We start from the raw sequence: 22796 nt of genomic DNA on the forward strand, positions 1-22796 counted from the left end.
ATGGTGCCTTGGCGGACGGTGTGCACGTGCGAGACCAGTGCCATTTCGGGGGCGAGGCCGCGTCGATAGGCAAGTGTTCTTTGGCGAACTGTTGCTGCCGGAAGACGTCGTACTTCAAGTGCTTTCTCAAGTCTCGGCCCTAAGCTGCAATGTGTTGGTCGTTCATTCGTAACAGTGCGATTTCTGAGGGTTTCCCACAGGGATCCGGGTTATCGTTACTGAGCGAGACTTGCACATCGGGTGCAAGACTTGCGACATCCAAACCACACCAACACGGAGGGCGCGACACCATGTTCAAGACCTGGAAGAAATTCGCCACGCGCCCCGAACCCGTCGAGGTGATGGACGCTGTTCCGGTGCTCAACCGTTCGACGGCCTACCGTCGTTTCCTGCGCTCGGTGTACCAGGCGCCGGCGCGGCTCAATCTTGCGGGGTATATGCGCGAGGTCCAGGTGCTCGATGTCTCCCTCAAGGGGGCGCTGGTCGACATGGGCGCAGCCCTGCCCTGTCCGGTGGGGGTGCGCGGCCGCTTGCGCCTGCTCTTGTCACCCACCGTCTTCATTGCCATGGAGGTGGCAGTGACGCGCGTGCAGGGCAGCCAGCTGGGCCTGCAGTGCCTGCACATCGACCTCGACAGCGTCACGCACCTGCGCCAGCTGATCGAGCGCAACTCCCAGGATCCGGCCCTGCTGGCACGCGAGCTCTCGGTGCTGGTGGGCGCCACCGCCTGAGTCTTGGCTGGTCGCGTCAGCGGTCCTTGCCGATCGCCTGGCGCGTTTGCGCTGCCTGTCCCGTGAGCCACTCGCAGAAAGCCTGCACCTCGGGCCGCGCATGGCTGTGCGGCGCCGCGATCAGCCAGTAGGCCATGGGCGAGTCCAGGCGCATGCCGGGCAACACTTCGATCAGGTCCCCGGAACGCAGGCTGTCGGCCACCAGCGGCATGCGTGTGAGTGCCACGCCCTGGCCGGCCAGTGCAGCCTGGGCGATCTGGTAGGCGTAACCGAAGTAGAGCCAGCGCTTGGGTTCGAGCTTGCGCAGGCGGTAGACGTCCAGCCAGTGCCGCCAGGTCAGCCAGGTCATGGGGTGGCTGTGCTGCGCCTCGTTGGCCTCGATCAGGGTGAAATGCGCCAGGTCCTCGGCGCGCTGCAGGGGCCGGTTCTTGAGCAGCCAGGGGCTGACCACCGGGGTGAGCTGTTCGTCGAACAGGTGCACGGCGTGCGCCGGCACACTGGAGGCCTGGGTGTAGCGCAGCACCAGGTCCACATCGGCGGTGTCCAGGTCGATCAGCGCGTCCGAGGCGTCGATGCGGATGTCGATGTCGGGGTGCTGGCTCTGGAAGGCCTCGAGCCGCGGGATCAGCCACATGGAGGCGAAAGAGGCCCAGGTGCTGATGGCCACGCTCTTGCGCCCGGCGCTGCGGCGGACCTGGCGCACCACGCCGTCCAGCCGCTCCAGCGAGGGCAGCACGACCTGCAGCAGCTGCACCCCGGCGGCAGTGAGCTCCACGGCGCGCGTGTGGCGCAGGAACAGGCTCACGCCCACCTCGTCCTCGAGGGCCTGGATCTGCCGTGTCACCGCGCTCTGCGTGAGCGCCAGTTCTTCCGAGGCGGCGCGGAAATTCAGGTGCCGCGCGACGGCCGCGAAGGCACGCAACTGGCCTACCCCGATGGGGCGGCTGCGGGGCGGGAAGTCAGGGCTGGACATGGAATACCGTGGGGGGTTGATTGATGCGTATCCGGAATCAATAGCCTAACTGGACTTCATTAGACGGACCAGCAGATTTTGCTGATGATGCAATGCCGAACACTCTCAAAAGGAGTCAGTCATGGTCTCTCTCGGCGATCACGAATTGCAACAATCATTCGACGCGATCGGCGTCGCACGCTGCTGGAATCTGGCGGCTGGGCAGGTGCTGAGCCTGCGTCCGCGCGGCGCCGGTACCTTGCGCATACGGGAGGGCCGGGCCTGGGTCACGCTGGATGAGCGGCCCACCGGGCACGGTCCGGACGCGGGCGACTATTTCCTGCGGGCCGGGGATCGGCTGGCGGTGGCGCCCGGGCGGCATCTGGTGCTGGAGTCGCTGGACCAGGACGTGCTGGGCTTCGAATGGCTGCCGCTGGCCGCGGCCCGCCCGCAGCACCGGTCCGAACCGCTGCTGCAATCACTGGGAGACCTTTACACGGCAGCGCAACTGGCCGGCGGTGCACTGCTGCGCTTTCTGCGCGGGCTGGTGGCCTATCCCGAACTCCTGCTGCTCGCGGGCTACCGCGTGCTCACGCGCCGTTGAGCCCGTTCGTGGCGCAATTCAGGCCACGGTGAAGAACTGCATCTCCACGCGGTCCGGGCGGCGTACGCCCGTGCCGACAAAGAGCCGTTCGCTGATCCAGCCCAGGGAGGGTGACGCGGTTTCGAAACTCGGGCTGCAGCGGAAGTAGATCAGTTGCGGGTCGACCGCCTCGCCGCGGATGAGCCGGCTCATCACCTCGGGCTCGGCCACGCGCACCGCCCGGTTCTGCACGAAGATCAGGTCACCCGCATCGGTTTCCATCACATACCTTGCGTCGAGCTCCGCCAGGCGCGGATTGACGATGAGCTGAAAATCGGCGCCACCCGGGAGCACGCGCGCGTTCCATCCCTGGCCCCGGGCTTCGCCGCCCAGGATGGGGATGAGGCGGCGCATGCCGTGCACGGTCTGGCCGACCTCCAGGGGGCGGTCCACCGTGACGGACAATTCGGCGAAAAATTCCAGCGAGGGGGGAGTGAGGTGCAGCATGCCGCCAGTTTAGGACACAGCGGCGCTGCCTGCCTTCAGGCGTAGGTGATCCAGTCCGCCAGGTCCGGGTGGTCCAGGTGCGGCAGGGTGTTGTAGCTCAGCAGGCTGTGGCGCTTCGGCGTGTAGGTGAACTCGCTCACCGCGCTGTTGCGGATGCGCATATTGAGCTCGATGGTCGTCTCGGGTGTGGTGCCCAGCACGTGGCCCACGGCCGTGGCGATGGGGCCGCCGCTGGAGACGATCAGCACATGGCCATCAAAGTTCTTGCGCACATGGTCCAGCGCGCCGGTCACGCCGGCCAGGAAGTCGTTGTAGCTGGGCATGCCCTTGGGGCTGACCACACCGTTCATCCACTGGCGCAGGCCGTCGCGCAGCAGGCGGAAGTGGTGGCGGTAGAGCTCGGGTGTGTCGGGCTTCTGCAGCGGATGCGGGTGGATGCTTGCGATCACCGCCTCGCTGTCGTATTCGTTCAGGCCGGCCAGCGCCTGCACCTCGTTGGCATAAGCAGCGCCTTGTGCGATGCCGGCCCAGGTCTGTGCGTGACGGCGCAGCGTGCCCGTGAGCACGGCATCAAAACGCAGACCGCGTTCACGCCAGTATTGGCCCAGACGTTCGCTCTGCCGGTTGCCGAGTTCGCTGAGCTGGTCGTAGTCGGTTGCGCCAAAAGAGGCCTGACCGTGGCGCACGAGATAGAGAGTTCCCATGCACAAATTTTAGGAAGAGAAGGGGAAATGGCGTGTCGTGAGAGGGACAGGCGACTAAGCGATGGGGTGTCGGGCGATAAGAATTGTGTCTTCAGGTTTTTTAACCTGCATAGAGTGGCTCATATTTCTTGCTGCAACTCTTTCAACTGCTCTAGCCGCTTTTTGGTTAACCAAGCGAGCCATTGCTCCTCCTTGGTTCTCGGATAGCGCGCAAGGGCAAAACGGATGAATTCATCCCGATAGATCAGCCAAAGCCGTTGGGTCTTGCGCACGCCCTCAAGCGTTATCGAACCGTTTGTGTTGCCCCTCAACGCCTGCAGAATTTCTCGGTAGAGCAGATTGAGCTCGCGATCAGTGGCTACCGCGTCGCCGGTGGGTGGGTACTCTTTATTCTCGAAAAATTTGAGCCCGGAGATCACGCTGTGCCATTCCGAGTCTTGAGCATAGACGCTTTCTGCCATCCCTATCGATCCAGAAGTATCCAATTCATTTGCTGCCCGTGACGTACTGAAGGCCTTGGAAGTTTCCATCACTCTTTTAAGTGCGGCCCGGTCTTGCATTGACCAAGTGGCCACGAGCTTTTCCAGTTCGATGGTGTTGCGCTTTTTGTCTATGTAATTCGTTTCGCTTGCGCATTGGAGCATGCTCAACCGACTTGTGTCGTATGCGCAACGGCCGGAGAACTCGCTGCCGCTTTTCAAGGCTTGCAGCATGCCTTCAAGAGCAAACTCTGGAGCATCGCCGTGGCATATCAAGGCCATGGCAAGCTTCCGGTCGTGCGCTACTCCCCGGCCATTGGCATAGATCTCAGCCATAGAAAAAGCGTCAACAGAAGCCTTGCTAAGCAGGCATTTGCGATACGCCTGATAGTCTTGAGTTACTCCGAGGCCTTCGCGGTAATCGGCGCACTCGAGGCTAGACGCTTTGTACCGGTTCATTTCATTCGCACTGGGCATGTCCCTCTTGGGTATGTCGGCTGGGCCGGCCGCATGGCATATATCCGTGATCCAGAAGAGTCGCTGGGTCTCTTCCTGGGCGTTGGTGTTCGGCGCAGCTTTTCTGGCCCGATCGGCAATTCGCTTGGCTGCTGAGAAATCGCTGAGGTTGAAGATCTGACGCCGCAACTCTTCTTGCAAAGCTTGCTCATCCCTTGGTACTTGTGCATGCGCTGCTGCGAACAAGACGCTGGTTACCAAGCTGCTAGCTAGCTTGAGGGCTGTTTTTGAGCGCAGGCACCGTTTGGGTTTGGATGCGGCATCTTGATGCATTTGGCCCGTGCTCCCTGAGATTTGATTTTCCGCTTTGTATCACGAAGAGCTTCGCGCTAGGCACTTATCGTCGACACGATGATCGCTATGAATTCAGGAGCAAATATCAATCACACCTTTGGGAGTCTGTAACCAGATCCGCAACTGCGCCGGCCCTGCTTGCACCCGTATACCTGCCAAACCTATCGCGTGACAGGCACTGGCCAAGGCTTGAGCTTGCGGATACTGCAACTCAACAGACGCCAAGGTGACACCGCTGTCCGACATGCTGGCGGCCGGGTGTACGGCACCCCACTGGATCAGCGTCGGCAAGAGGCCGTCGTAAAGTCGCTGGCCGTCGGGTCGCACCGTGATCTGCCATTGCAGCAGGCCTTGTGGCGTGGGGCGTGAGGCGGCGATCACCTCGCCGCGATCGGCATCGTGCATCCGCAAGGCGGCTACAGCAGCGTGTGCATCGTCGACACGCGCGACCCAGTGCACAAGCTGCGGGCCTTCGCGACGCAGACGATCCTGCAAGGCTTCATCATCGAGGTCAAACCAGCGTCGGCGTGCGGGCGCCGCGGCCAGCGGGTCGATGGCGATGATTTCGAAATAGGCGAGGGGGAAGTGTTCACTCGCGATGCTGAAGAGGCGGTTGTGCGTGCCCATCAGCGGGTGCTGGCCACCAGGACCGGGCGTGATGCCCAGGGTGCGCTCGCACCAGGCCACCCCTTCGTCCAGCGTGGTCGCTGCGACCACGAGGTGGTCGATGGCAGCCTTCAAAGCTGCACGCTCCCCGCGATGCAGGTCTGCACTTGCCCGCCCACCCAGACCTGGCCGGCTTCATCCTGCTCCAGCAATACGCGGCCCGCACGGTCCAGACAAGTGCCCTGCGCGGCGATGTAGCGTGTCCCGAGATGGCCATCGGCCATGAGCCATTGCGCAAGACTTGCGTTGAGGCTGCCAGTCACCGGGTCTTCGGTGATGCCCACGGGTGCGGCAAAGGCGCGCACTTCCAAGTCGGGTGCGGCCAAGTGTGGCGCATCGTTGGCATGGTCGGCAAAAGCACGGGCTTCGCGGCTGCTGCGGGCGATGAGCTGAACAGCAGCGGGCTCGGCCGTGAGCGCGGCCACGCCCACCTTCTGGCCCAGTTCGCGCAGGCGCGTGTGGTCGGGGTCGAGGGCGAGCACGGTGTCTGCGCTGTCGAGCAGCAGGCCCAGCCAGTTCGGGCCGTTGTCCAGCAACTGCGCCGCGCGGATCTGCGCAGGCTTGAGCCCCAGGGCCTGGGCCACGCTGGCCAGCAATTGGGGCGAGGGGGTGCTGCGCTTGAGTGGCGGCGCGGCAAAAGCGAGTTGATGGCCGGCGCGGCGTATGGGTACCAGGCCCACGGCGCATTCCTGCACGATGAGGTCCTTGTGTTTCGGTGCGCCACCCGCCTCCAGCCAGGCATGGCAGCTGCCCAGCGTCGGGTGGCCGGCAAAAGGCAGTTCACCACCCGGTGTGTAGATGCGCACACGGTAGTCGGCGCCGGCCTGCGTGGGCGGCAGCACAAAAGTGGTTTCGGACAGATTGGTCCAGCGCGCGAAGCGCTGCATCTCGTCTTCGCTCAGGCCGCTGCCGTCGAGCACCACGGCCAGCGGGTTGCCCCAGTAGGGCGTGGTCGTGAAGACGTCGACCTGCTGGTAGGGGCGCTGGTGCTGGCTCATTGCATGTGCTCCCGGATCACGGCAGCCAGGGCAGAAACACCGCGCTCGATCTCTTCCGCGCTGGCCGTGACGAAGGACAGGCGCAGGGTGCGCAGATCGGCGGCACCGGCGTAGAAGGCCGCGCCCGGCACATAGGCCACGCCGCGTGCCACCGCCTTGGGCAGCAGGGCCGCAGCGTCCAGGCCCTCGGGCAGACGGGCCCAGAGGAACATGCCGCCCACGGGCCGGTTCCAGCTCACCTCCTGGGGCATGTGGTGTTCCAGCGCGGCCAGCATCACGTCGCGTTGAGACTTGTAGAGCGCGCGGATGCGCGGCACGTGGCGGTCCAGAAAGCCGTCCTTCATGACCTCGGCCACCACGCGCTGGTTGAAGCCGGGGCTGTGCAGGTCGGCAGCCTGCTTGGCCTGCAGCAGCTTGGGGAACACCTCTGCCGGCGCGACCAGGTAACCCAGGCGCAGGCTGGGGGCCAGCACCTTGGAGAAAGAGCCGAGGTAGACACAGCCGTCCGGATGGCGTGCCGTCAGCGGCGCCGGAGGCGGCTGGTCGAACCAGAGTTCGCCGTAGGGGTTGTCCTCGATCAGCGGCAGGGCCAGCTCGGCGGCGGTGGCGCTCAGCGCCGCGCGCCGCGCTTCGCTCATCATGCGGCCGGTGGGGTTCTGGAAGTTGGGCAGCACGTACATGAAACGCGCGGGTGTGCCCGCGGCCTGCGCAGCGCGCAGCGCGGCGATGTCCACCCCCTCGTCGTCACTGGCCACGCTGTGCACCTGCGGCTCCATGGGCGCGAAGGCCTGCAGGGCGCCGAGGTAGGTGGGTGTTTCCACCAGGATGCGGCTGCCGGTGTCGATCAGCACCTTGGCTGCGAGGTCCAGGCCCTGCTGCGAGCCGGTGGTGATGAGCACCTGGGCCGGGTCCACCTTCCAGGGCAGCCCGGCCGCCACCATTTCGCGCAGCGGGCCGTAGCCTTCGCTGGCCGCGTACTGCAGTGCGGCCTGGGCGTCGTCGCGCAGCACGCGCGCGCAGGCCTGCGCGAACGCCTCCACGGGGAAGGTCTTGGGCGAGGGCAGGCCGCCGGCAAAGCTGATGATGCCGGGCTGCTCGGTGAGCTTGAGCAGTTCGCGCAGCACCGAGGGGTTCATCAGCGCGGCGCGCGAGGACAGCACCCACGGCGAGGTGGAGGGGGTGCTCGGTTTCATAGGGTGCTTCCTTGTGTTTCAGAGAGACGGGTGCGGGCGCTGCCCACAGGCATTTTGCGCCCGGCAAAGACGACGGCGATCACGGCCAGGCCGAAGCCCAGCGTGAGCACATCCAGTGTTTCGCCCAGCAGCGGAACGGCGAAGACCATGGAGACGAAGGGCTGCAGCAGCTGCAGCTGGCTCACGCGTACGGTGCCGCCCAGGGCCAGGCCGCGGTACCAGGCGAAGAAGCCCAGCCACATGGAGAAGACCGCGACGTAGGCGAACCCGCCCCAGGCCGCGCTGGAGGCTGGCGCCGCCGGCCAGCTCCACAGCGTGAGCGGCAAGGTCAGGGGCAGGGACAGCAGCAGGGCCCAGCAGATCACCTGCTCGGCCGGCAGGTGTTGCGCCAGGCGCGCGCCATAACCGTAGCCCAGCGCTGCGCAAAGCATGCCCAGCAACAGCAGTCCATCGGCCGGATGCAGCGTGAGCCCCACGCTGCCCGAGCGCAGCACGGCGTAGCTCATCACCAGCGCGGTGCCGACGGCGGCGCAGAGCCAGAAGCCGGGTGAGGGCCGCTGGCGCTGCAAGGCGGCGCCCACGGCGGCAGTGGCCAGGGGCAGCACGCCCACGATCACGCTGGCGTGCACCGCCTCGACATGGCGCATGGCGATGGAGGTGCAGATCGGAAAACCGAAGACCACGCCCCCGGCGACCAGCGCCAGGGGTCTCCAGTCGGCGCGGCGCGGCAGCGGTGCGCGCATGGCCAGCAGGAAGACCGCCGAGAGCACGGCCGCCACGACGGCGCGGCCTGCGGCGATGTACAGGCCCGGCAGTTGCGGCGCTTCGGGTGTGCCGGTCGCCAGCCGTGTCATGGGCAGGGTCAGCGCGAAGATGCAGACGCCCAGCAGTCCGAGCCACAGGCCACGGCGCTGCAGCGGATCCAGGGAATGAGGGGGCGGCGGGGCGCGCATCGCACCGACTTTAACGCGCCGCGCCGGCTCAGTTCGACAGGGTGGCCAGTGCGTGCAGCAGGGCGCGGTTCACGTCTTCGGGCGTGTAGCCGTAGCTTTCGCAGAGCAGGCGCGTGGCGCGGGTGTCGGCCCCTTCGAGCGAGCGCGCCAGTTGCAGGGCCGGGTGGTAGGGGCCGCTGTGTTCCAGCAGGGCCTGCAGGATGCGCTGCGACAGCGGCAGGCGTTGCAGTACCGCGGCCAGGGGCTCGTCCAGCAGGCGGTCGAGCTGCGAGAACAGGCCGCAGAGCTGGACTTCGCGGCGCAAATCCTCTTCGTCACCGGCGTCGAGCAGGTGTTCGAGCAGCCGCGTACGCGCGACCATGCCCAGGCGCACGGGTTGCAGGTCCGGCTCGTTGCTGGCCTGCGGCAGCTGGCCCAGCAGCCAGGCCTGCACGTGCTTGAGGCCCCAGACCTGCAGGCCCTGCTGCAGGGTGTCGATCGCGCCGCGCAGCTGCGGCGCCGCGGTGTTGACGTGCTGCAGGAAGCGGTAGGCCAGCAGCGGGTCGGCGCTGAGCAGGTTTTCGATGCGGTCCAGGTCCGCGTCCTCGTCGATCGCGCGTACCGCGCGGCTGATCGCCGTGCGGTCGGGTTGCCGGGACTGGGCGGGCAGGCTGTGCAGCACATCCTCGACGGGCCAGCCGGCCACGGCCCAGGCGGCGTGCTGGTCGAGGGCGGCATCGGCCTGCGCGCGGTGGCCGCTGCCCAGCACGATCTGACCCGGGGCAAGGGCCGCCTGCGCCTCGTCGGCGAGGTAGGCGCCGGGGCGTTTGGTAGCGGGGGCGGTCTCGGCGGGCAGGCGGCCCGGCCAGATCAGGGGCAGGCCGCGCGCCTGGGCCTGCAGTGCGCGCGGGCGCAGCACGGCATCGCTGTGCACTTCGGGCGGCAGCACCAGCCAGGGGCCGTCGGCGCGAGCTTGCGCCAGCAGGTCGAGCAGCAGCAGGGGGTGGCCCACACGCAGCAGCAACTGGGGCGCACGTGTGGGCCAGCGTTCGGCCAGCGTGGCCAGCAGGTGGCGCGCATCGATGCCACGGGCCTCGGGCAGTGGGTCGGCGTGCAGCTCGACCGCGGCGATCTCGCGCCGGTGGTTCCAGAGGAAGCGGTAGCCCAGGGTGAGCTGGTCCAGGACGGAGTCGCTCATACCGTGCAGTGCAGGAGGTGCAAGAAGATCCGGGCGGCTCAGCCCAGGTAGTTGAACAGCGAGAGGCGCTGGATCTGGGCGTAGGTCTTGAGCGCCGCGTCGTAGCCGGTCTGCTGGTTCTGGAACTCGGAGATGCCCTTGATCATGTCCATGTCCTCGGCGCGCGAGCGGTCGGCGGCGAGCTGGATGCTCTTTTCCTCCTGCGTGCCTTCGATGATGTCGGCGCGCTTGAGCAGTTCGCCGGCCTGGCTGCGGGCCGACTGCACGCGCTCCATGCCGCTGTCGATCTGGGACAGCGCCAGGGACAGGTCCTGCGCCAGCTGGTGGCCGTTGCCGGCGCCGCGGATGGCGTTGATGGCCTGGTCCAGCAGGGCGAAGAGGTCGTCACGGGTGCTGGGGGTGACGTTGACGGTGTCGCCGTTGGCAGGCACGCCGCGGGCGACAAAGGTCAGGCCGTCGAAGGCGATGTCCTGGCCGTCGGTGTAGGGCTGGGCCGTGAGGACCGGTGTGGTCACGATCGGCGGCACCACCGTGGTCATGGAGACGTCATAGGTGGTCACCGGCGGCACGGTGGCGCTGACGTTGAAGGTGACGGTGTAGTTGTTGCCGGTGAGCAGCGAGGGGTCGGCGATCTGGCCGACGTCGGTCCACAACTCGCCGGTATTGGTGGCACCCAGGCCCATGTTGAACACGCCGTTGCCGGTGGGCACGCTCATCCAGACGGCCTGGCCGTCCATGGTGCCGGGGATGGAGACCGCCGTGCTGGAGCGCGAGCCCGGGATGCCGTTGTAGACCACCCCGGCGGGCACGTCGACGAAAGGCTGAGAGGCGCTGCCCAGGCCGCTGAACAGCGGGATGCCGTTGGTGTCCTTCTTGTTCGCATAGGTGAAGAGCTGGTCGCGCAGGCCGGCCATTTCCTCGGCAATGCTGCGGCGGTCCGACGGGTTGTAGGCCGCATCGCCGGCGCTCACCATGAGCTGGCGGATCGTCTGCAAGAGGTCGATGCTGTTGCCCAGCGTGCCTTCGGCCATGGCCACCGAGTTGCGCTGCAGGTTCAGGGCCCGCACCTCCACGTCCACGCGCGTGGAGCGCGTCAGTGCGCGTTCGGCCTGGGCCGCGCCGGTGGGGTCGTCGCTGGGGCGCACCACCTTCTTGCCGGCCGAGAGTTTCTCCTGCAGGTCGGCCAGGCCGGCCTGGCGGCTGGTGATGTTGGCCAGTGTGTTGTCGTAGGTATTGGCGGTGGCGAGTCTCATGGCTCAGTCCTTGCGGTGCGCATCAGCGCGAGAAAGAGGCCAGCAGGGTGTCGAAGATGTTCTGCGCAATCTGCATCATCTTGCCGGCGGCCTGGTAGGCCTGCTGGTACTGGATCATGCGCGCGGCTTCCTCGTCCAGGTTGACGCCGGCCACACTGGTGCGGTCCTTCTCGATGTTGGTCGCGATGTTGCGGGAGACGATGGAGGCTTGCTCGGCCCCCTGCACCTTGGTGCCGATCTCGGCGATCAGGCTGGCATAGCCATCGGTCAGCGGACCGCCGTCGAACAGGGCCAGGTCGCGCAGGTCCAGCATGGCCTTGGCGTTGGCGCCGTCAAGCAGCGGGTAGGGGTTGGCGTCCACGGTGTAGGTGTCACCGATCTGCGGAATGCCCTTGAGCGTGAGCGACCAGCCGGTCTGCGGCGTGGCTGGCGGCACCGTGTACTCGATGGCCTGCCCCGGCACGTAGTTGTACACGGTGGCGCCGGTGTCCGAGCGCGTGTAGGTGCCCGGGCCGGTGAAGGTCAGGGTGACGGCCGGCGGGATCGGCACTGTGCGCACCGACAGGCCCTGCAAGGCCAGCGCGCCGGTGTTGGTGGTGCCGGCGCTGGCCGCGATGGGGCTGGCCATGGCCAGTTCCTTGGGCGAGGAAAAGGCGGTGTTGATGCTGCGCGGCGCGGTGGCGTAGGGCGTGATCACGAAACGGTCGCCGGCCGCCGCGGCCGGCCCGCTGCGAAGGATCTCGAAGCCGTCGAGCAGCACCGGGTTGGTGGCACCGAAGTCGAAGGCGGTCTGCACGCCGTCGGACAGTCGGGTGATGGTGCCGGTGGTGGCCGTGGCGAAGGAGAACTCGTAGTTGCTGGCCAGGAAGGAGGTCGTGCCCGAGGGGTTGGCCTGGATGCTGACGCCCAGCGTGGCGCCGCCCGTGTTGGCTGAGGACGCGTAGCCGTTGGGGATGGTCGACAGGTTGAACAGCGGGTTGCCGGGGTTGCCGTTGAGGTCCAGGCCCAGGGCCTGTTGCTCGTTCATCTTGGTGCCGATGGCCAGGGCCATGCGGCCCAGCAGGTTGGAGGCGTCGACCAGGTCCTTGTTCTGGAAGCGCAGCAGGCCGGCGACTTCGCCGCCACCCAGCATGGACTCTTCGAGGATGCGGGGCACGCCGCCCACCGTGATGGCCAGCTTGACCTTGGCCGGATCGCCGAATTCGTCCTCGACGACGGAGACCGGCGAGACCGTCTTGCCCAGCACCAGCGGCTGGCTGCCGGCCAGGAAGATGCTCAGGCTGCCGTCGTCGGCCTTGATGTTGGTGGTCTGGACGTATTTGTTGAGGTCGCGGATCAGCTGGTCGCGCTGGTCCAGCAGGTCGTTGGGCGTGTGGCCGCTGCCCAGCGCAATGGCGATCTGCTCGTTGGTCTTGGCGATCTGGCCGGCCAGGTTGTTGATGGCGGTGGCGTCGATCTTGAGCTGGCTGGTGGTGCCCATGCGCAGTTCGTTGATCGCTTCGGCGGTCGAGCGGAAGCGGTGTGCCATCTCGTCGGCCCGCGCCAGCGCCACCGCGCGCGCGGTCAGGTCGGTCGGTGCGTTGGTGATGTCGGAGTAGGCGTTGAGCATGTCGCTCACCGAGGCACCCAGGCCGTTGGGTCCGCTCGGGAACAGGCTCTCGAGCTGCTGCATGTAGCTGTAGCGCGTGGCGTCGCTGGAGGCCACGGCCTGCGAGGTGGCGGCCTGGCGCGTGAGGAACTCGTCGTACAGGCGCCGCACCGTCAGGGTCTCGACGCCCTTGCCGTAATACCCGCTGCCGGTGAACTGGCCCGGGATGTTGGACAGCACCACGGCCTGGCGCGTATAGCCGGGCGTGTTGACGTTGGCGATGTTGTTGCTGATCGTCTGCAGCGCGTTCTGGTTGGCGGTCAGCGCGGTCACGCCGATGTTGATGATGCCGCTCATGACAGGCTCCCGGCGTCAGAGGCACGCTGCAGCCGCAGCGTGGTGTTGATGGCACGGCTCAGCTTGGCCGCGTAGTCCGGGTCGGTGGCGTAACCGGCGTCCTGCAGGCCCTCGGCCCAGCCCTGCACCGAGCCGGTCTGCTGGCGTGCCTGCGCATAACGCGGGCTGTTCGAGATCAGCTGCGCGAAATCGCGGAAGGACTCGGCGTGCGAGTCGTAGGCGCGAAAGCGCGCCACGGTCTTGTGCGGCACGCCGTCGGTGTATTCGGTGGTGGTGACCTCGGCCACCTTGCCCTTCCAGTCGCCACCGGCCTTGATGCCGAAGAGATTGTGCGAGGGGCTGCCGTCCTTCATGAGGATCTCGCGCCGGCCCCAGCCGCTTTCATGGCCGGCCTGGCCCAGCATGTAGCTGGCGGGCAGGCCGCTGCTGCGCTGCACCTCTTGTGCCGCGGCGCCGTGTTGTTGCACGAAGCTGCGCGCGGCGGCGGGCACCGGCACCGTTGTGGCGGCGGCAGCGGGTACGGGCTGGGCGGCCTGGTCCTTCATGCCCATCTGCTGCATCAGCTGCTTGGCAATCACCTCGGCCAGGCCGCCGGGCTGGCCGGCCATCTGCACGGCGAACTGCTGGTCCAGCAGGTCGGCGCCCAGGTCTCCGCCGGGGCTGTCCATCATGCCGCTCTTCATGCTGGCGGTCGCGTCGCGCATGCTCTTGAGCAGCTCGCGCATGAACAGGGATTCGAACTGCTTGGCCGTTTCCTTGACGGCCGCCGGGGTGGCCTGGCCGGCCTGAAACTTCAGGCGGTTCAGGCTGGCGCCGTCGGCGGCCAGGGACTGCTGAGTAGAGAGTATTCCGGTTTGCATGTCAGTCCATCCTTGTCCCGACGGGCACATTCCTGTGCGTGCCGATGCCCAAGCGGGGAGCGTCGTGGAACCGGCTTGGCCGGGCCGCTGACGCTGCCCCCTTGAGGGGGGAGGCGGCTACACGAAGTGAGCAAGCAACGGGGGGGAGCTTCATATCACTTCCAGTTCGGCGTTGAGCGCGCCTGCGGCCTTGATTGCTTGCAGGATGGCCAGCAGGTCCTGCGGCGTGGCGCCCAGGGCGTTGAGCGCGCGCACCACATCGGCCAGCTTGGGGGCCGTGGGCAGCTGGATCAGGATGCCGGGTTCCTGGCGGATTTCGATATTGGCCTTCTCGGCCACCACGGTCTGGCCGCTGGAGAGCGGGCCGGGCTGGCTGATGATGGGCGTGGAGCTGATGCTGACCGAGAGGTTGCCGTGTGCGATGGCGCAGGGGCCCAGGGTCACGGCCTGGTTGAGCACGATGGAGCCGGTGCGTGAGTTGATGACCACGCGCGCGGCCGGCACCGAGGACTCCAGGGGCAGCTCTTCCATCTCGGCGATGAAGCTGATGCGGTCGTTGGGTTCCGTGGGCGCGCGCACATCCACCGTGCGGCCGTCCAGGGCGCGGGCCACACCGTCACCGAAGCGGGTGTTGATGGCCGCAGCCACCCGGCGCGCGGTCTGGAAGTCGCTGGCCTCCAGGCCGAGCCTGAAGCTGTTGCCTTCGAGGAGGGGCGTGGGCACGGCGCGCTCGATCTGCGCGCCCCCCGGGATGCGGCCTGCGCCAAGGTGGTTGATCTGCACGCGGCTGCCACCGGCGGCGGCCCCGGCCCCGGCGATGATCAGGCTGCCCTGGGCCAGCGCATAGACCTGGCCGTCGGCACCGCGCAGCGGCGTGGAGATGAGGGTGCCGCCCTTGAGGGACTTGGCATTGCCCATCGAGGAGACGGTCACGTCCATGCTCTGGCCGGGCCGCGCGAAGGCCGGCAATTGCGCCGTGACCAGCACGGCCGCGACGTTCTTGAGCTGCAGGCGCGAGGCCAGCTCCGGCGAGAGGGCGATGCCCATCTGCTGCAGGTAGTTGCTCAGCGTCTGCGTGGTGTAGGGCATCTGCGTGGTCTGGTCGCCGGTGCCGTCCAGGCCGATCACCAGGCCGAAGCCGGTCAGCTGGTTGCTGCGCACGCCTTCGATGGCGGCCACTTCCTTGATGCGACCGGCCAGTGCAGGCTGGGCAACGAGCAGACACAAGCCCAGCAGCGCGGCGCCGCGGCGCAGTGCGCTGGACAAGGAAGGAAGGCGGCCGGTGTTCATGGTGCGGGGCTCAAGTTCTGGCAGAAAAAGTCGAAACAAGCGATAACTGATTCTGTAAGTGCTCAGAACGGCGAAATGTTGAAAAAGAACCGGGTTAACCAGCCAACTGTCTGCGCTTCATGCTGCGGACCGCGGCCCTTGGACTCGACGCGTACATTGGCCACGGCGCTGGAGTTGACGATGCTGCCCGGCAGGATGGCCAGCGGGTCCACTGTGCCGGTGAAGCGCAGCACGTCCACGTTGTGGTTCAGTCCGATCTGCTTTTCCCCGGTGACGACGAGGTGCCCGTTGGGCAGCACCTCGGCCACGGTGGTCGTGATCGAACCCGAGAAAGTGTTGGCGGCTTCGGTGCCGCCCTTGCCCGAGAAGTCGGCCTCGCTGGCCGCGCCGATGCGGAAATTGTTCTCGGCGACGGTGCCCGGGAACTTCATGCCCGGCACGGCGGTGATGCTGCCGTCGATGCTGCTGGTGCGGTTGGCCGTGGAGCTGGACTTCTGGCTGGCCGTGACGTTTTCGACGATGCGCACGGTCAGCGTGTCGCCGACCTGGCGCGCACGCCGGTCTTCGAAGCTGGGGCGGTAGCTGGCGTTCTGGAACAGGCTGCCGGTGGCCGGGCGTGCGGCCGGCTGCGCAGCCGCTTGCGCCTGGCGGGGTGCCGCGAAATCCACGCTGGCCGGCTTGGGCATGGAGGAGCAGCCTGCCAGTACGGCAGCGCCGAGGAGCAGTAAGAGGTGCTTCATCACAGTTGTCCCAGTTTCTGCAGCATCTGGTCCGAGGTCTGGATCGCCTTGGAATTCATCTCGTAGGCGCGCTGGGTCTGGATCATGGTCACCAGCTCCTGCACCACGTTGACGTTGGAGGTCTCCAGGAAACCCTGCATCAGCTGGCCCAGGCCGTTGGCGCCCGGGGTGCCGGTGTTGGGCTGGCCCGAAGCGGTGGTCTCGGCGTAGAGGTTCTGGCCGCGCGGCTCCAGGCCGGCCGGGTTGATGAAGCTGGCCAGCGGAATGGTGCCGATGGGCTGCGGCGTGACGGTGCCCGGTATGGTGGCCGTGACATTGCCGTCGGCCGAGATGCTCACGTTCGTTGCGTTGGCCGGCACCGTGATGCCGTTGGCCACCGGCAGGCCGTTGCTGGTGACGAGCTGGCCCTGGGAATTGACCTGGAAGGCGCCGTCACGGGTGTAGTTGAGGGTGCCGTCGGGCATGGTGATCTGGAAGAAGCCGTTGCCCTGGATGGCGATGTCCAGGTTGTTGCCCGACTGCTGCAGGCTGCCCTGCGTGAAGCTACGGCTGGTGGACACGGTGCGTACCCCCAGGCCCACCTGCAGGCCGGTGGGCAGCTGCGACTGTTCAGAGGTGCTGGAGCCGGCCTGGCGCAGGTTCTGGTACATCAGGTCTTCGAACACGGCGTGCGCGCGCTTGAAGCCGTTGGTCGAGGAGTTGGCCAGGTTGTTGGAGATGACGTCCAGCTGCATCTGCTGGGCTTCCATGCCGGTCTTGGCGATCCACAGGGAATTGAACATGGTGGTTTCCTAAAAGTGGCTTCAGCCTTGCAGGCTGAGCAGCTGGCCGGCGGAGCGGTCGTTGGATTCGGCGGTTTGCATCAGGCGCATCTGCACCTCGAACTGGCGTGCGGTCTGGATCATCCCGACCATGGTCTCCACCGCGTTCACGTTGGAACCTTCGAGCACCCCCACCAGCATGCGGGCGTTGGCGTCGTTGGGCAGCGGGTTGCCCGAAGCGGGGCGGAACAGGCCGTCGGTGCCGCGCTTGAGCGGGTCCTCGGGCGTGGGTGTGGCCAGCTTGAGGCGGCCCACGTTGCTCGAGGGCTGGTTGCCGGTCTTGGCGCTGATGGTGCCGTCGAAACCCAGGCTGATGACCGAGTCGTTGGGCACGGTGATCGGTGCGCCGCCATCGGACAGCACGGGCAGGCCGGTGCTGGTCATCACCACGCCCTGGGGCGAGACCTCGAAGCCGCCGCTGCGGGTGTAGGCCTCGGTGCCGTCCAGGCCCTGCACGGCGAACCAGCTGTTGCCCTGCGGCATCGCATCCAGGTCGCGGCCGGTGCGCTGGGCCGGGCCCGGCGCATCACGGTGGCCGGCCGTGGCTTCCAGCGCGAACACGCGCGTGGTCGCGCCCTCGCCGCGCAAGGGCACGGCACGGTAGGTCGAGAGCTCGGCGCGAAAGCCGTTGGTCGAGACATTGGCCAGGTTGTTGGAGAGCACGGACTGCCGGTGCGCGGCAGCGTTGGCTCCGGTCATGGCGGTGTAGATCAGGCGGTCCATGGTCTGTGGCTTTCAGGTGGCGTCAGCGCAGGTTCACCAGCGTCTGCAGGACCTGGTCCTGCGTCTTGATGGTCTGGGCGTTGGCCTGGTAGGCGCGTTGCGCGGTCATCATGTTGACCAGCTCCTGTGTCAGGTCGACGTTGGAGTCCTCCAGCGCGCCGGCGCGCAGCGAGCCGAACTTGCCTTCGGTCGGCGCGCCCTGGATGGGCTGGCCCGACGCCAGGGTCTCGATCCACTGGCCGTTGCCGGTGGGTGCCAGGCCCTGCACGTTGCGGAAGTTCACCATGGCGAACTGGCCCGCGGCCTGGGTCTCGCCGTTGGAGTAGCGCGCCAGGATGACACCGTTCTCCTCGATCTTCACGCCCACCAGTTCGCCGGGCGGGTAGCCGTCCTGCGTCAGATCCGAGACCGCGAAGCGGGCGCCGTACTGGGTGGCACCGGAGACATCCAGCGTCACGTTGAAGGCGGGAACGGCCGGGTTGGTGGGGGTGAGCGGAATGGTCAGCGCGGCGGGTGCGGTCGAGACCAGCAGGCCGTTGGCACCGAAGGACAGGGTGCCTACGTTGGAGGCGGTGGCCGTGGCGGCCGAGGTCGGGTCGGTGAAGATCTCCCAGCGGTTGAGGACCGGCGGGCCGGCGGCGTCGGTGATCTTGCGCATGTACAGCGAGACCGGGATCGGCACGCCCTGCGAGTCATAGGCCGTCAGCGAGGTGCCGTAGGTGGTCAGCGGCGTGTTGGGCGTGACGGAGTTCCAGACCACGGCTTCGGCATCGAGGTTGAATTCGGCGGTGATCTGCGTGGTCTGGTTGGCCCCGATGGGCGCGGCCGTGGGCAGCTGGATCGGGTTGGTCGAGAAGCTCAGGCGGTTCCCGGCAATGTCGGTCTGGTAACCCAGCACCTTCGCGCCGGTGTTGGTGGTGATGAAGCCGAAACGGTCCAGCTTGAGCTCACCCGCGCGTGTGTAGGCCGCCGAACCATCGGGCAGCTCCAGCTGCAGGAAGCCTGCGCCGTTGATGGCCACGTCCAGGTCGTTGTTGGTGACCGAGATGTTGCCCTGCGTGAACTGCTGCGAGACCGTGCTCACCTCCACGCCCAGGCCGGCCGAGCTGCCGCCGCCTGTGCCCAGGGAAGAGGCCACCAGCTCGCCGTACTCGGCCCGCGAGGCCTTCATGCCCGTGGTGTTGGCGTTGGCGATGTTGTGGCCGATCACGTCCAGGTTGCGACTGGTGGCGTTCAGACCGGAGAGACCTTGTTGGAAGCCCATGGTGTTTTCCTTCGGGGGTGCGTGAGGGTGTCGGGTTTTAGAGGATGGACTTGATGTCGGCGTAGGACACCGGGTCGCGGCCGGCCAGGCGGATCTGCATGACGCCGTTTTCGCTGCCCACCGATTCCACGGTGCTGCGCGCCAGGCTCGTGGCCTCGATGGCGCTGCCTGCGCGCGTGGCGACGATGCGGAAGCTCGGGTTGGTGGTGCCGGCGTAGGCCGAGGCGTCCCAGGCGAATTCGTGGCGGCCGGCCGGCAGCGAGCCGGCGCTCAGGGTGTCGATGAGCTGGCCCGAGCCGTTGAGGATCTCGACCTTGACACTGTCGGTTGCGCCCTTGAGGTCGATGGCGCCGCGCGCCACGCCACCCTGCACCACCAGCTTGTCGCTTTCGATGAACACGTCGCGGCCCACCAGCGCGGCGCCCTGCAGCACCTGCATGGCGGAGAACTGCGCCGTCATGCTCTGCATCGTGGTGTTGAGCTGCTGGATGCCGCTGACGGTGTTGATCTGCGCCATCTGCGTGGTCATCTGCGCGTTGTCCATCGGGTTGAGCGGGTCCTGGCTGTTGATCTGCGCGACCAGCAGCTTGAGGAAACGGTCCTGCATCTGCGCCGGATCGGTGGTCAGCGTGCGGCTCGACGCGCTGCCGCTGCCGGTCTTCGTGAGGCTGTCGATATAGGTTGCGCTGTCTACTGCCATGATGGGTGCTCCGTGGGTTTACTGGCCGAGCTGCAGCGTCTTGAGCAGCAGGGTCTTGGCGGTGTTCATGACTTCGACGTTGTTCTGGTACGAACGCGAAGCGGAGATCATGTTGACCATCTCCTCCACCGGGTTCACGTTGGAGTGGGTCACGTAGCCTTCGGCGTCGGCCGAGGGGTGGGTGGGCTCGAACACGCGGCGTGCCGGGGTCTGGTCTTCCTTGACGCTGCTGACCTTGACACCGGCCGAGGACGCGGAGTCCATCAGCACGGTCTCGAAAGTCACCTGGCGGGCCTTGTAGGTCTTGCCGTCGGGGCCGGCCACGGCGTCGGCGTTGGCCAGGTTGCTGGCCACCACGTTGAGGCGCTGCGACTGCGCGCTGATGGCGCTGCCCGAAACCCCGAAGATGGAAAACATGGACATGATGGTGTTCCTGATCCGGTGGCGGCTTACTGGCCCTGGATCGCGCTCAAGATCGTGCGCGAACTGCCGTTAATGAAACGCAGGGTGGATTCGTAGCGCACCGCGTTGTCGACGAAGTTGCCGCGCTCGCGGTCGAGGTCGACGCTGTTGCTGTCCATGGCCGGCTGGGTCTGCTGGGCATAACCGAGGTTGGAACCCAGGGCGCTGCCGCTGGCGTTGAGCGGCAGGTGGCGCGGGTTGGGGGCGCTGGCCGCGGGCTGCGCCAGGCCGGCGGGGCTGCCGGCGTCCAGGGCCTGGCTCATGGCCTGGCGGAAATTGAAGTCACGGGCCACGTAGCCCGGGGTGTCGGCATTGGCGATGTTGCTGGCGATGGTGCGCTGGCGTTCGGCGCGCAGCATCAGGGCCTTGCCGTGGAAGTCCAGTGCGCTGGTCAGTTTGTCGAACATAAATCACCTCTGCGGTCGGTGGGGCCCCATAGGGCGGGTGCTGGCTGGGACCCCGTACGGAAATTATGGAAAGAACTTGAATAAGCGAGCGCCTGAAATGAGGGGGGAAAGCTGTGCATTTGCCAGCTTTGCGCGCCATGCCTGTACGTATAGTCGGCAATGTGGGTGGAGTCCTGAGCACTTTTTTGTAACACCCGGCGACGCCGTTCAGGCAGGAGAAACAAGTCATGAAGCAGATGCCCTCGGGCTGCACGACGTGGAAACGTGGCGCTTACGCCGCGCTGGTCCTGTTCGCCTGTGTTTCCATGCAGCTGCCGGCCCGCGCCCAGGCCGTGACCGGCGAAGCCCAGCTGCCGGCGCTGGCGCAGCGCTGGCTGGACCAGACGTTGGCGACCCAGGCCGCCCGCATGGAACAGCCGGTGCGCCTGCAGGCCACGCTGGGCCCGCTGGACAGCCGGCTCAAGCTGGCGCCCTGCGCCCGCGTCGAAGCCTATCTGCCGCCGGGCAGCCGCCTCTGGGGCCCCGGCCGTGTCGGCCTGCGCTGCCTGGAGGGGACAAGCCGTTGGAATGTTTCCATGCCGGTGACTGTCAAGGCCACCGGTTCGGCCTGGGTGCTGCGCCGCGACGTAGCGCCGGGCCGCCCGCTGCAAGCGGACGACCTGATGCTGGCCGAGGTGGACTGGGCTGCCGAACCCAGCCCGGTGCTGGCGGGCCACGAGGCCTGGTCCGGCCAGGTGGCCGCCCGCGCCCTGGCCACCGGCCAGACCCTGCGCCAGAACATGGTGCGCGCCGCTCAGGTGTTCCAGGCCGGCGCCCAGGTTCGGGTGCTGGTGCAGGGCGGCGGTTTCCAGATCAGCTCCCCGGCCCAGGCCATCTCGCCCGGTGTGGTGGGCCAGCTGGCCAAGGTCCGGATGGAAAGTGGGCGCGTGCTCACGGCTACCGTTCTGGATGCCCGGACGGTCCAGGTCGAGATGTGACAACAGCTGATCGAAGGAAAAGCGCAGAAAACCCTCAAGTCAGTCATGATGCTGCCGATATCCAACGTACGGGGCTTTTTATGCCCTCCTGGCGGATAGCCCCCTATCCGCGGCAGTATTGGAGAACGCCATGAAAGTAGGTCAACCGGCAGATTTGCCCAAAGTTTCGACACCGTCGGCAGCGGCGTCCGGCGCGGCTGCACCTGCGAAAAAGGAAGCGGCCGCCACGGCAGCCAGCACGGCCAGCTCTTCTGGCGTGGCGGTGACCGTGTCGACCTCGGTGCGCAGCCTGGAGCAGGCCAACCGCGGTGAGGCGGCTGACATCGATACCGAAAAGGTCAATGCGGTGCGCCAGGCCATCGAGGACGGCAGCTATGTCGTCAACCCCGAGGCCATCGCTGACAAATTGCTGTCCAACGCCCAGGAAATGCTGAACCGCACGCAGAACTGAGCCCCTACGGAGACCCCCCATGCTGCCCGCCGAGATTGAAAAACCGCTGTCACTGATTGAACTGCAATGCGAAGTCGTGGCAGCGGCCGTGGCCACGGGCGAGCCGCAGATGCTGGAAACCGCCAGCAACGCCCTGCAGCAGGCGGCCTTGGGTTTTGCCAGCCTCATGGAGCGCCTGGGCGGTGCGCAGCAGGCCGGCCCTGATCTGCAGGCCCGCCTGAAAAAGCTGGCGATGCAACTCAACATCCAGCGTGAAAACCTGCTCCGCCGCAGCGTGGTGGTGGAGCGTGCCCTGCACGCCATGGTGCCGGCCACCCGCAAGAGCACCTATGCCGCCCCGGCGGGCCGGGTCGGCAGCTACAAGGCCTTTTCCGCCTGAGCTGACAAAGCTTTCAGCACAAGGGCTGCCGTGGGCAGCCTTTTTTGTGTCTGTGGATCAGGGTGTCTGGATGTTTGTACGCCTTGGGCGTATAGTTGCGTGATGTTTACCGTTGTCGAGAGCCCCATCTTCCAGCGTTTGTGGCCTCGGTACTGGGACGAAGACGAGCGCGCTGAGTTCGCTTCGTTCATCGCAGTCAACCCGGATGCCGGCGCTGTGATACGTGGTTCTGGCGGCGTGCGCAAGGTGCGGTGGGCAAGGGAAGGGACTGGCAAGTCGGGCGGCGTGCGCATCGTCTATCTCACTCGGAACGAAGCCGGCGAGGTTTACCTGCTCACCCTCTACGCCAAGTCGACAACGGAGAACATTTCCCTCGACACCCTCAAGGAGATCCGCCGTGCCCTCGAAATCTAAAAAACTGAGTCCTGCCGAAATCGCCGCGTTCGAGGCGACGCGCGATCTTGGCGCAGAGATACTCCAATCGATCCGGGACATGCAGGCTGGCAGGGGCAAGGTGGTGGTCTCGTCGGCCGCCGAGGCGCGTGAGGCCACGGGCTTGTCCCAGTCACAGTTTGCCAGCTTGCTGGGGGTCTCCGTCCGGACCCTGCAAGGCTGGGAACAGGGTCGCAAGCAGCCCAGCGGTGCGGCGCGGACCCTGCTGGCCATCGCCAGTACGAATCCCAAGGCGGTGCTGGCTGTGGCGGGGAAGTCAGCGGATTAGTACAAATGATGACCTTCGATCCATGTGATGCCGCTCTTTTGTGGTCTATG

27 protein-coding genes are annotated in these 22796 nt (G+C 66.6%); 7 read left to right on the forward strand and 20 right to left on the reverse strand.

All coding sequences use genetic code 11. From position 1 onward, the window contains the following. Nucleotides 1-290: 290 nt before the first annotated feature. Nucleotides 291-731 (forward strand): PilZ domain-containing protein, encoded by a 441-nt coding sequence (locus AC1RRP_RS08175; protein WP_493035003.1) that lies wholly within the window; start codon nucleotides 291-293, stop codon nucleotides 729-731. Nucleotides 732-747: 16 nt separating this feature from the next. Here AC1RRP_RS08175 and AC1RRP_RS08180 read toward each other — a convergent pair whose 3' ends face one another. Further along, nucleotides 748-1704, reverse strand: coding sequence for a LysR substrate-binding domain-containing protein (locus AC1RRP_RS08180; RefSeq protein ID WP_493035005.1), 957 nt, complete (start codon nucleotides 1702-1704; stop codon nucleotides 748-750). A 145-nt stretch (nucleotides 1705-1849) separates the two neighbouring features. On the opposite strand from AC1RRP_RS08180, the gene AC1RRP_RS08185 reads away from it, so the two are divergent. Then, complete coding sequence (locus AC1RRP_RS08185; protein ID WP_493035007.1) at nucleotides 1850-2287, forward strand: DUF2917 domain-containing protein; 438 nt, start codon at nucleotides 1850-1852, stop codon at nucleotides 2285-2287. Between the two features lie 18 nt (nucleotides 2288-2305). Here AC1RRP_RS08185 and AC1RRP_RS08190 read toward each other — a convergent pair whose 3' ends face one another. The 19 genes from AC1RRP_RS08190 to flgB form a co-directional block, all read right to left on the reverse strand. Further along, on the reverse strand, nucleotides 2306-2773 hold the full coding sequence (locus AC1RRP_RS08190) for a DUF3237 domain-containing protein (protein WP_493035009.1): 468 nt from the start codon (nucleotides 2771-2773) through the stop codon (nucleotides 2306-2308). 35 nt (nucleotides 2774-2808) lie between these two features. Continuing rightward, complete coding sequence (locus AC1RRP_RS08195; RefSeq protein ID WP_493035011.1) at nucleotides 2809-3477, reverse strand: histidine phosphatase family protein; 669 nt, start codon at nucleotides 3475-3477, stop codon at nucleotides 2809-2811. A 119-nt stretch (nucleotides 3478-3596) separates the two neighbouring features. Continuing rightward, a complete protein-coding gene (locus tag AC1RRP_RS08200; RefSeq protein ID WP_493035013.1) occupies nucleotides 3597-4745 on the reverse strand; it encodes a lysozyme inhibitor LprI family protein in 1149 nt (382 codons plus the stop codon). A 93-nt stretch (nucleotides 4746-4838) separates the two neighbouring features. Further along, complete coding sequence (locus AC1RRP_RS08205; RefSeq protein ID WP_493035015.1) at nucleotides 4839-5507, reverse strand: VOC family protein; 669 nt, start codon at nucleotides 5505-5507, stop codon at nucleotides 4839-4841. Next, nucleotides 5504-6430 carry a PhzF family phenazine biosynthesis protein gene (locus tag AC1RRP_RS08210; protein WP_493035017.1) on the reverse strand — a complete coding sequence of 309 codons (927 nt, stop codon included), beginning with the start codon at nucleotides 6428-6430 and terminating at the stop codon, nucleotides 5504-5506. Before AC1RRP_RS08210 ends, AC1RRP_RS08205 begins: the two co-directional genes overlap by 4 nt. Further along, on the reverse strand, nucleotides 6427-7623 hold the full coding sequence (locus tag AC1RRP_RS08215) for an aminotransferase-like domain-containing protein (RefSeq protein WP_493035019.1): 1197 nt from the start codon (nucleotides 7621-7623) through the stop codon (nucleotides 6427-6429). The genes AC1RRP_RS08210 and AC1RRP_RS08215 overlap by 4 nt, the downstream gene beginning before the upstream one ends. Further along, nucleotides 7620-8576: a DMT family transporter gene (locus tag AC1RRP_RS08220; protein WP_493035021.1), complete on the reverse strand. Its 957-nt coding sequence runs from the start codon at nucleotides 8574-8576 to the stop codon at nucleotides 7620-7622. The genes AC1RRP_RS08215 and AC1RRP_RS08220 overlap by 4 nt, the downstream gene beginning before the upstream one ends. Before the next feature lie 28 nt (nucleotides 8577-8604). Beyond that, nucleotides 8605-9753 carry an HDOD domain-containing protein gene (locus AC1RRP_RS08225; protein ID WP_493035023.1) on the reverse strand — a complete coding sequence of 383 codons (1149 nt, stop codon included), beginning with the start codon at nucleotides 9751-9753 and terminating at the stop codon, nucleotides 8605-8607. Nucleotides 9754-9791: 38 nt separating this feature from the next. After that, complete coding sequence (gene flgL, locus AC1RRP_RS08230; RefSeq protein WP_493035025.1) at nucleotides 9792-11006, reverse strand: flagellar hook-associated protein FlgL; 1215 nt, start codon at nucleotides 11004-11006, stop codon at nucleotides 9792-9794. Between the two features lie 22 nt (nucleotides 11007-11028). Next, the gene (flgK, locus tag AC1RRP_RS08235) at nucleotides 11029-12951 is read right to left on the reverse strand and encodes a flagellar hook-associated protein FlgK (RefSeq protein ID WP_493035027.1); all 1923 of its coding nucleotides are present in this window, start codon (nucleotides 12949-12951) and stop codon (nucleotides 11029-11031) included. Continuing rightward, on the reverse strand, nucleotides 12948-13811 hold the full coding sequence (flgJ, locus tag AC1RRP_RS08240; RefSeq protein ID WP_493035029.1) for a flagellar assembly peptidoglycan hydrolase FlgJ: 864 nt from the start codon (nucleotides 13809-13811) through the stop codon (nucleotides 12948-12950). Before flgJ ends, flgK begins: the two co-directional genes overlap by 4 nt. Nucleotides 13812-13961: 150 nt before the next feature. Continuing rightward, complete coding sequence (locus AC1RRP_RS08245; RefSeq protein ID WP_493035031.1) at nucleotides 13962-15101, reverse strand: flagellar basal body P-ring protein FlgI; 1140 nt, start codon at nucleotides 15099-15101, stop codon at nucleotides 13962-13964. 62 nt (nucleotides 15102-15163) lie between these two features. Next, nucleotides 15164-15841 carry a flagellar basal body L-ring protein FlgH gene (locus AC1RRP_RS08250; RefSeq protein ID WP_493035033.1) on the reverse strand — a complete coding sequence of 226 codons (678 nt, stop codon included), beginning with the start codon at nucleotides 15839-15841 and terminating at the stop codon, nucleotides 15164-15166. Further along, nucleotides 15841-16623, reverse strand: a complete 783-nt coding sequence (gene flgG / locus AC1RRP_RS08255) for a flagellar basal-body rod protein FlgG (protein ID WP_493035035.1) — start codon at nucleotides 16621-16623, stop codon at nucleotides 15841-15843. The genes AC1RRP_RS08250 and flgG overlap by 1 nt, the downstream gene beginning before the upstream one ends. 21 nt (nucleotides 16624-16644) lie before the next feature. Further along, the gene (locus AC1RRP_RS08260) at nucleotides 16645-17385 is read right to left on the reverse strand and encodes a flagellar basal body rod protein FlgF (protein WP_493035037.1); all 741 of its coding nucleotides are present in this window, start codon (nucleotides 17383-17385) and stop codon (nucleotides 16645-16647) included. Between the two features lie 22 nt (nucleotides 17386-17407). Then, a complete protein-coding gene (gene flgE, locus AC1RRP_RS08265) occupies nucleotides 17408-18649 on the reverse strand; it encodes a flagellar hook protein FlgE (protein ID WP_493035039.1) in 1242 nt (413 codons plus the stop codon). Between the two features lie 37 nt (nucleotides 18650-18686). Beyond that, nucleotides 18687-19349, reverse strand: coding sequence for a flagellar hook assembly protein FlgD (locus AC1RRP_RS08270; protein WP_493035041.1), 663 nt, complete (start codon nucleotides 19347-19349; stop codon nucleotides 18687-18689). Nucleotides 19350-19367: 18 nt separating this feature from the next. Next, nucleotides 19368-19772 carry a flagellar basal body rod protein FlgC gene (flgC, locus tag AC1RRP_RS08275; RefSeq protein ID WP_493035042.1) on the reverse strand — a complete coding sequence of 135 codons (405 nt, stop codon included), beginning with the start codon at nucleotides 19770-19772 and terminating at the stop codon, nucleotides 19368-19370. Between the two features lie 26 nt (nucleotides 19773-19798). Further along, nucleotides 19799-20218: a flagellar basal body rod protein FlgB gene (gene flgB, locus AC1RRP_RS08280; RefSeq protein ID WP_493035044.1), complete on the reverse strand. Its 420-nt coding sequence runs from the start codon at nucleotides 20216-20218 to the stop codon at nucleotides 19799-19801. 227 nt (nucleotides 20219-20445) lie between these two features. On the opposite strand from flgB, the gene flgA reads away from it, so the two are divergent. The 5 genes from flgA to AC1RRP_RS08305 all read left to right on the forward strand — a co-directional run bounded on the left by flgA (nucleotide 20446) and on the right by AC1RRP_RS08305 (nucleotide 22746). Beyond that, entirely contained in the window at nucleotides 20446-21195 is a 750-nt protein-coding gene (gene flgA / locus AC1RRP_RS08285; protein WP_493035046.1) for a flagellar basal body P-ring formation chaperone FlgA, read from the forward strand. 130 nt (nucleotides 21196-21325) lie between these two features. Further along, nucleotides 21326-21646 (forward strand): flagellar biosynthesis anti-sigma factor FlgM, encoded by a 321-nt coding sequence (flgM, locus tag AC1RRP_RS08290; RefSeq protein ID WP_493035048.1) that lies wholly within the window; start codon nucleotides 21326-21328, stop codon nucleotides 21644-21646. Nucleotides 21647-21665: 19 nt separating this feature from the next. After that, nucleotides 21666-22025: a hypothetical protein gene (locus AC1RRP_RS08295; RefSeq protein ID WP_493035050.1), complete on the forward strand. Its 360-nt coding sequence runs from the start codon at nucleotides 21666-21668 to the stop codon at nucleotides 22023-22025. A 102-nt stretch (nucleotides 22026-22127) separates the two neighbouring features. Further along, on the forward strand, nucleotides 22128-22439 hold the full coding sequence (locus AC1RRP_RS08300) for a type II toxin-antitoxin system RelE/ParE family toxin (protein WP_493035052.1): 312 nt from the start codon (nucleotides 22128-22130) through the stop codon (nucleotides 22437-22439). Further along, complete coding sequence (locus AC1RRP_RS08305) at nucleotides 22423-22746, forward strand: helix-turn-helix domain-containing protein (RefSeq protein WP_493035054.1); 324 nt, start codon at nucleotides 22423-22425, stop codon at nucleotides 22744-22746. The genes AC1RRP_RS08300 and AC1RRP_RS08305 overlap by 17 nt, the downstream gene beginning before the upstream one ends. The last annotated feature ends 50 nt before the right edge of the window (nucleotides 22747-22796 follow it).

The sequence above is a fragment of the Hylemonella sp. GW821-FHT12C09 genome, assembly GCF_058807395.1.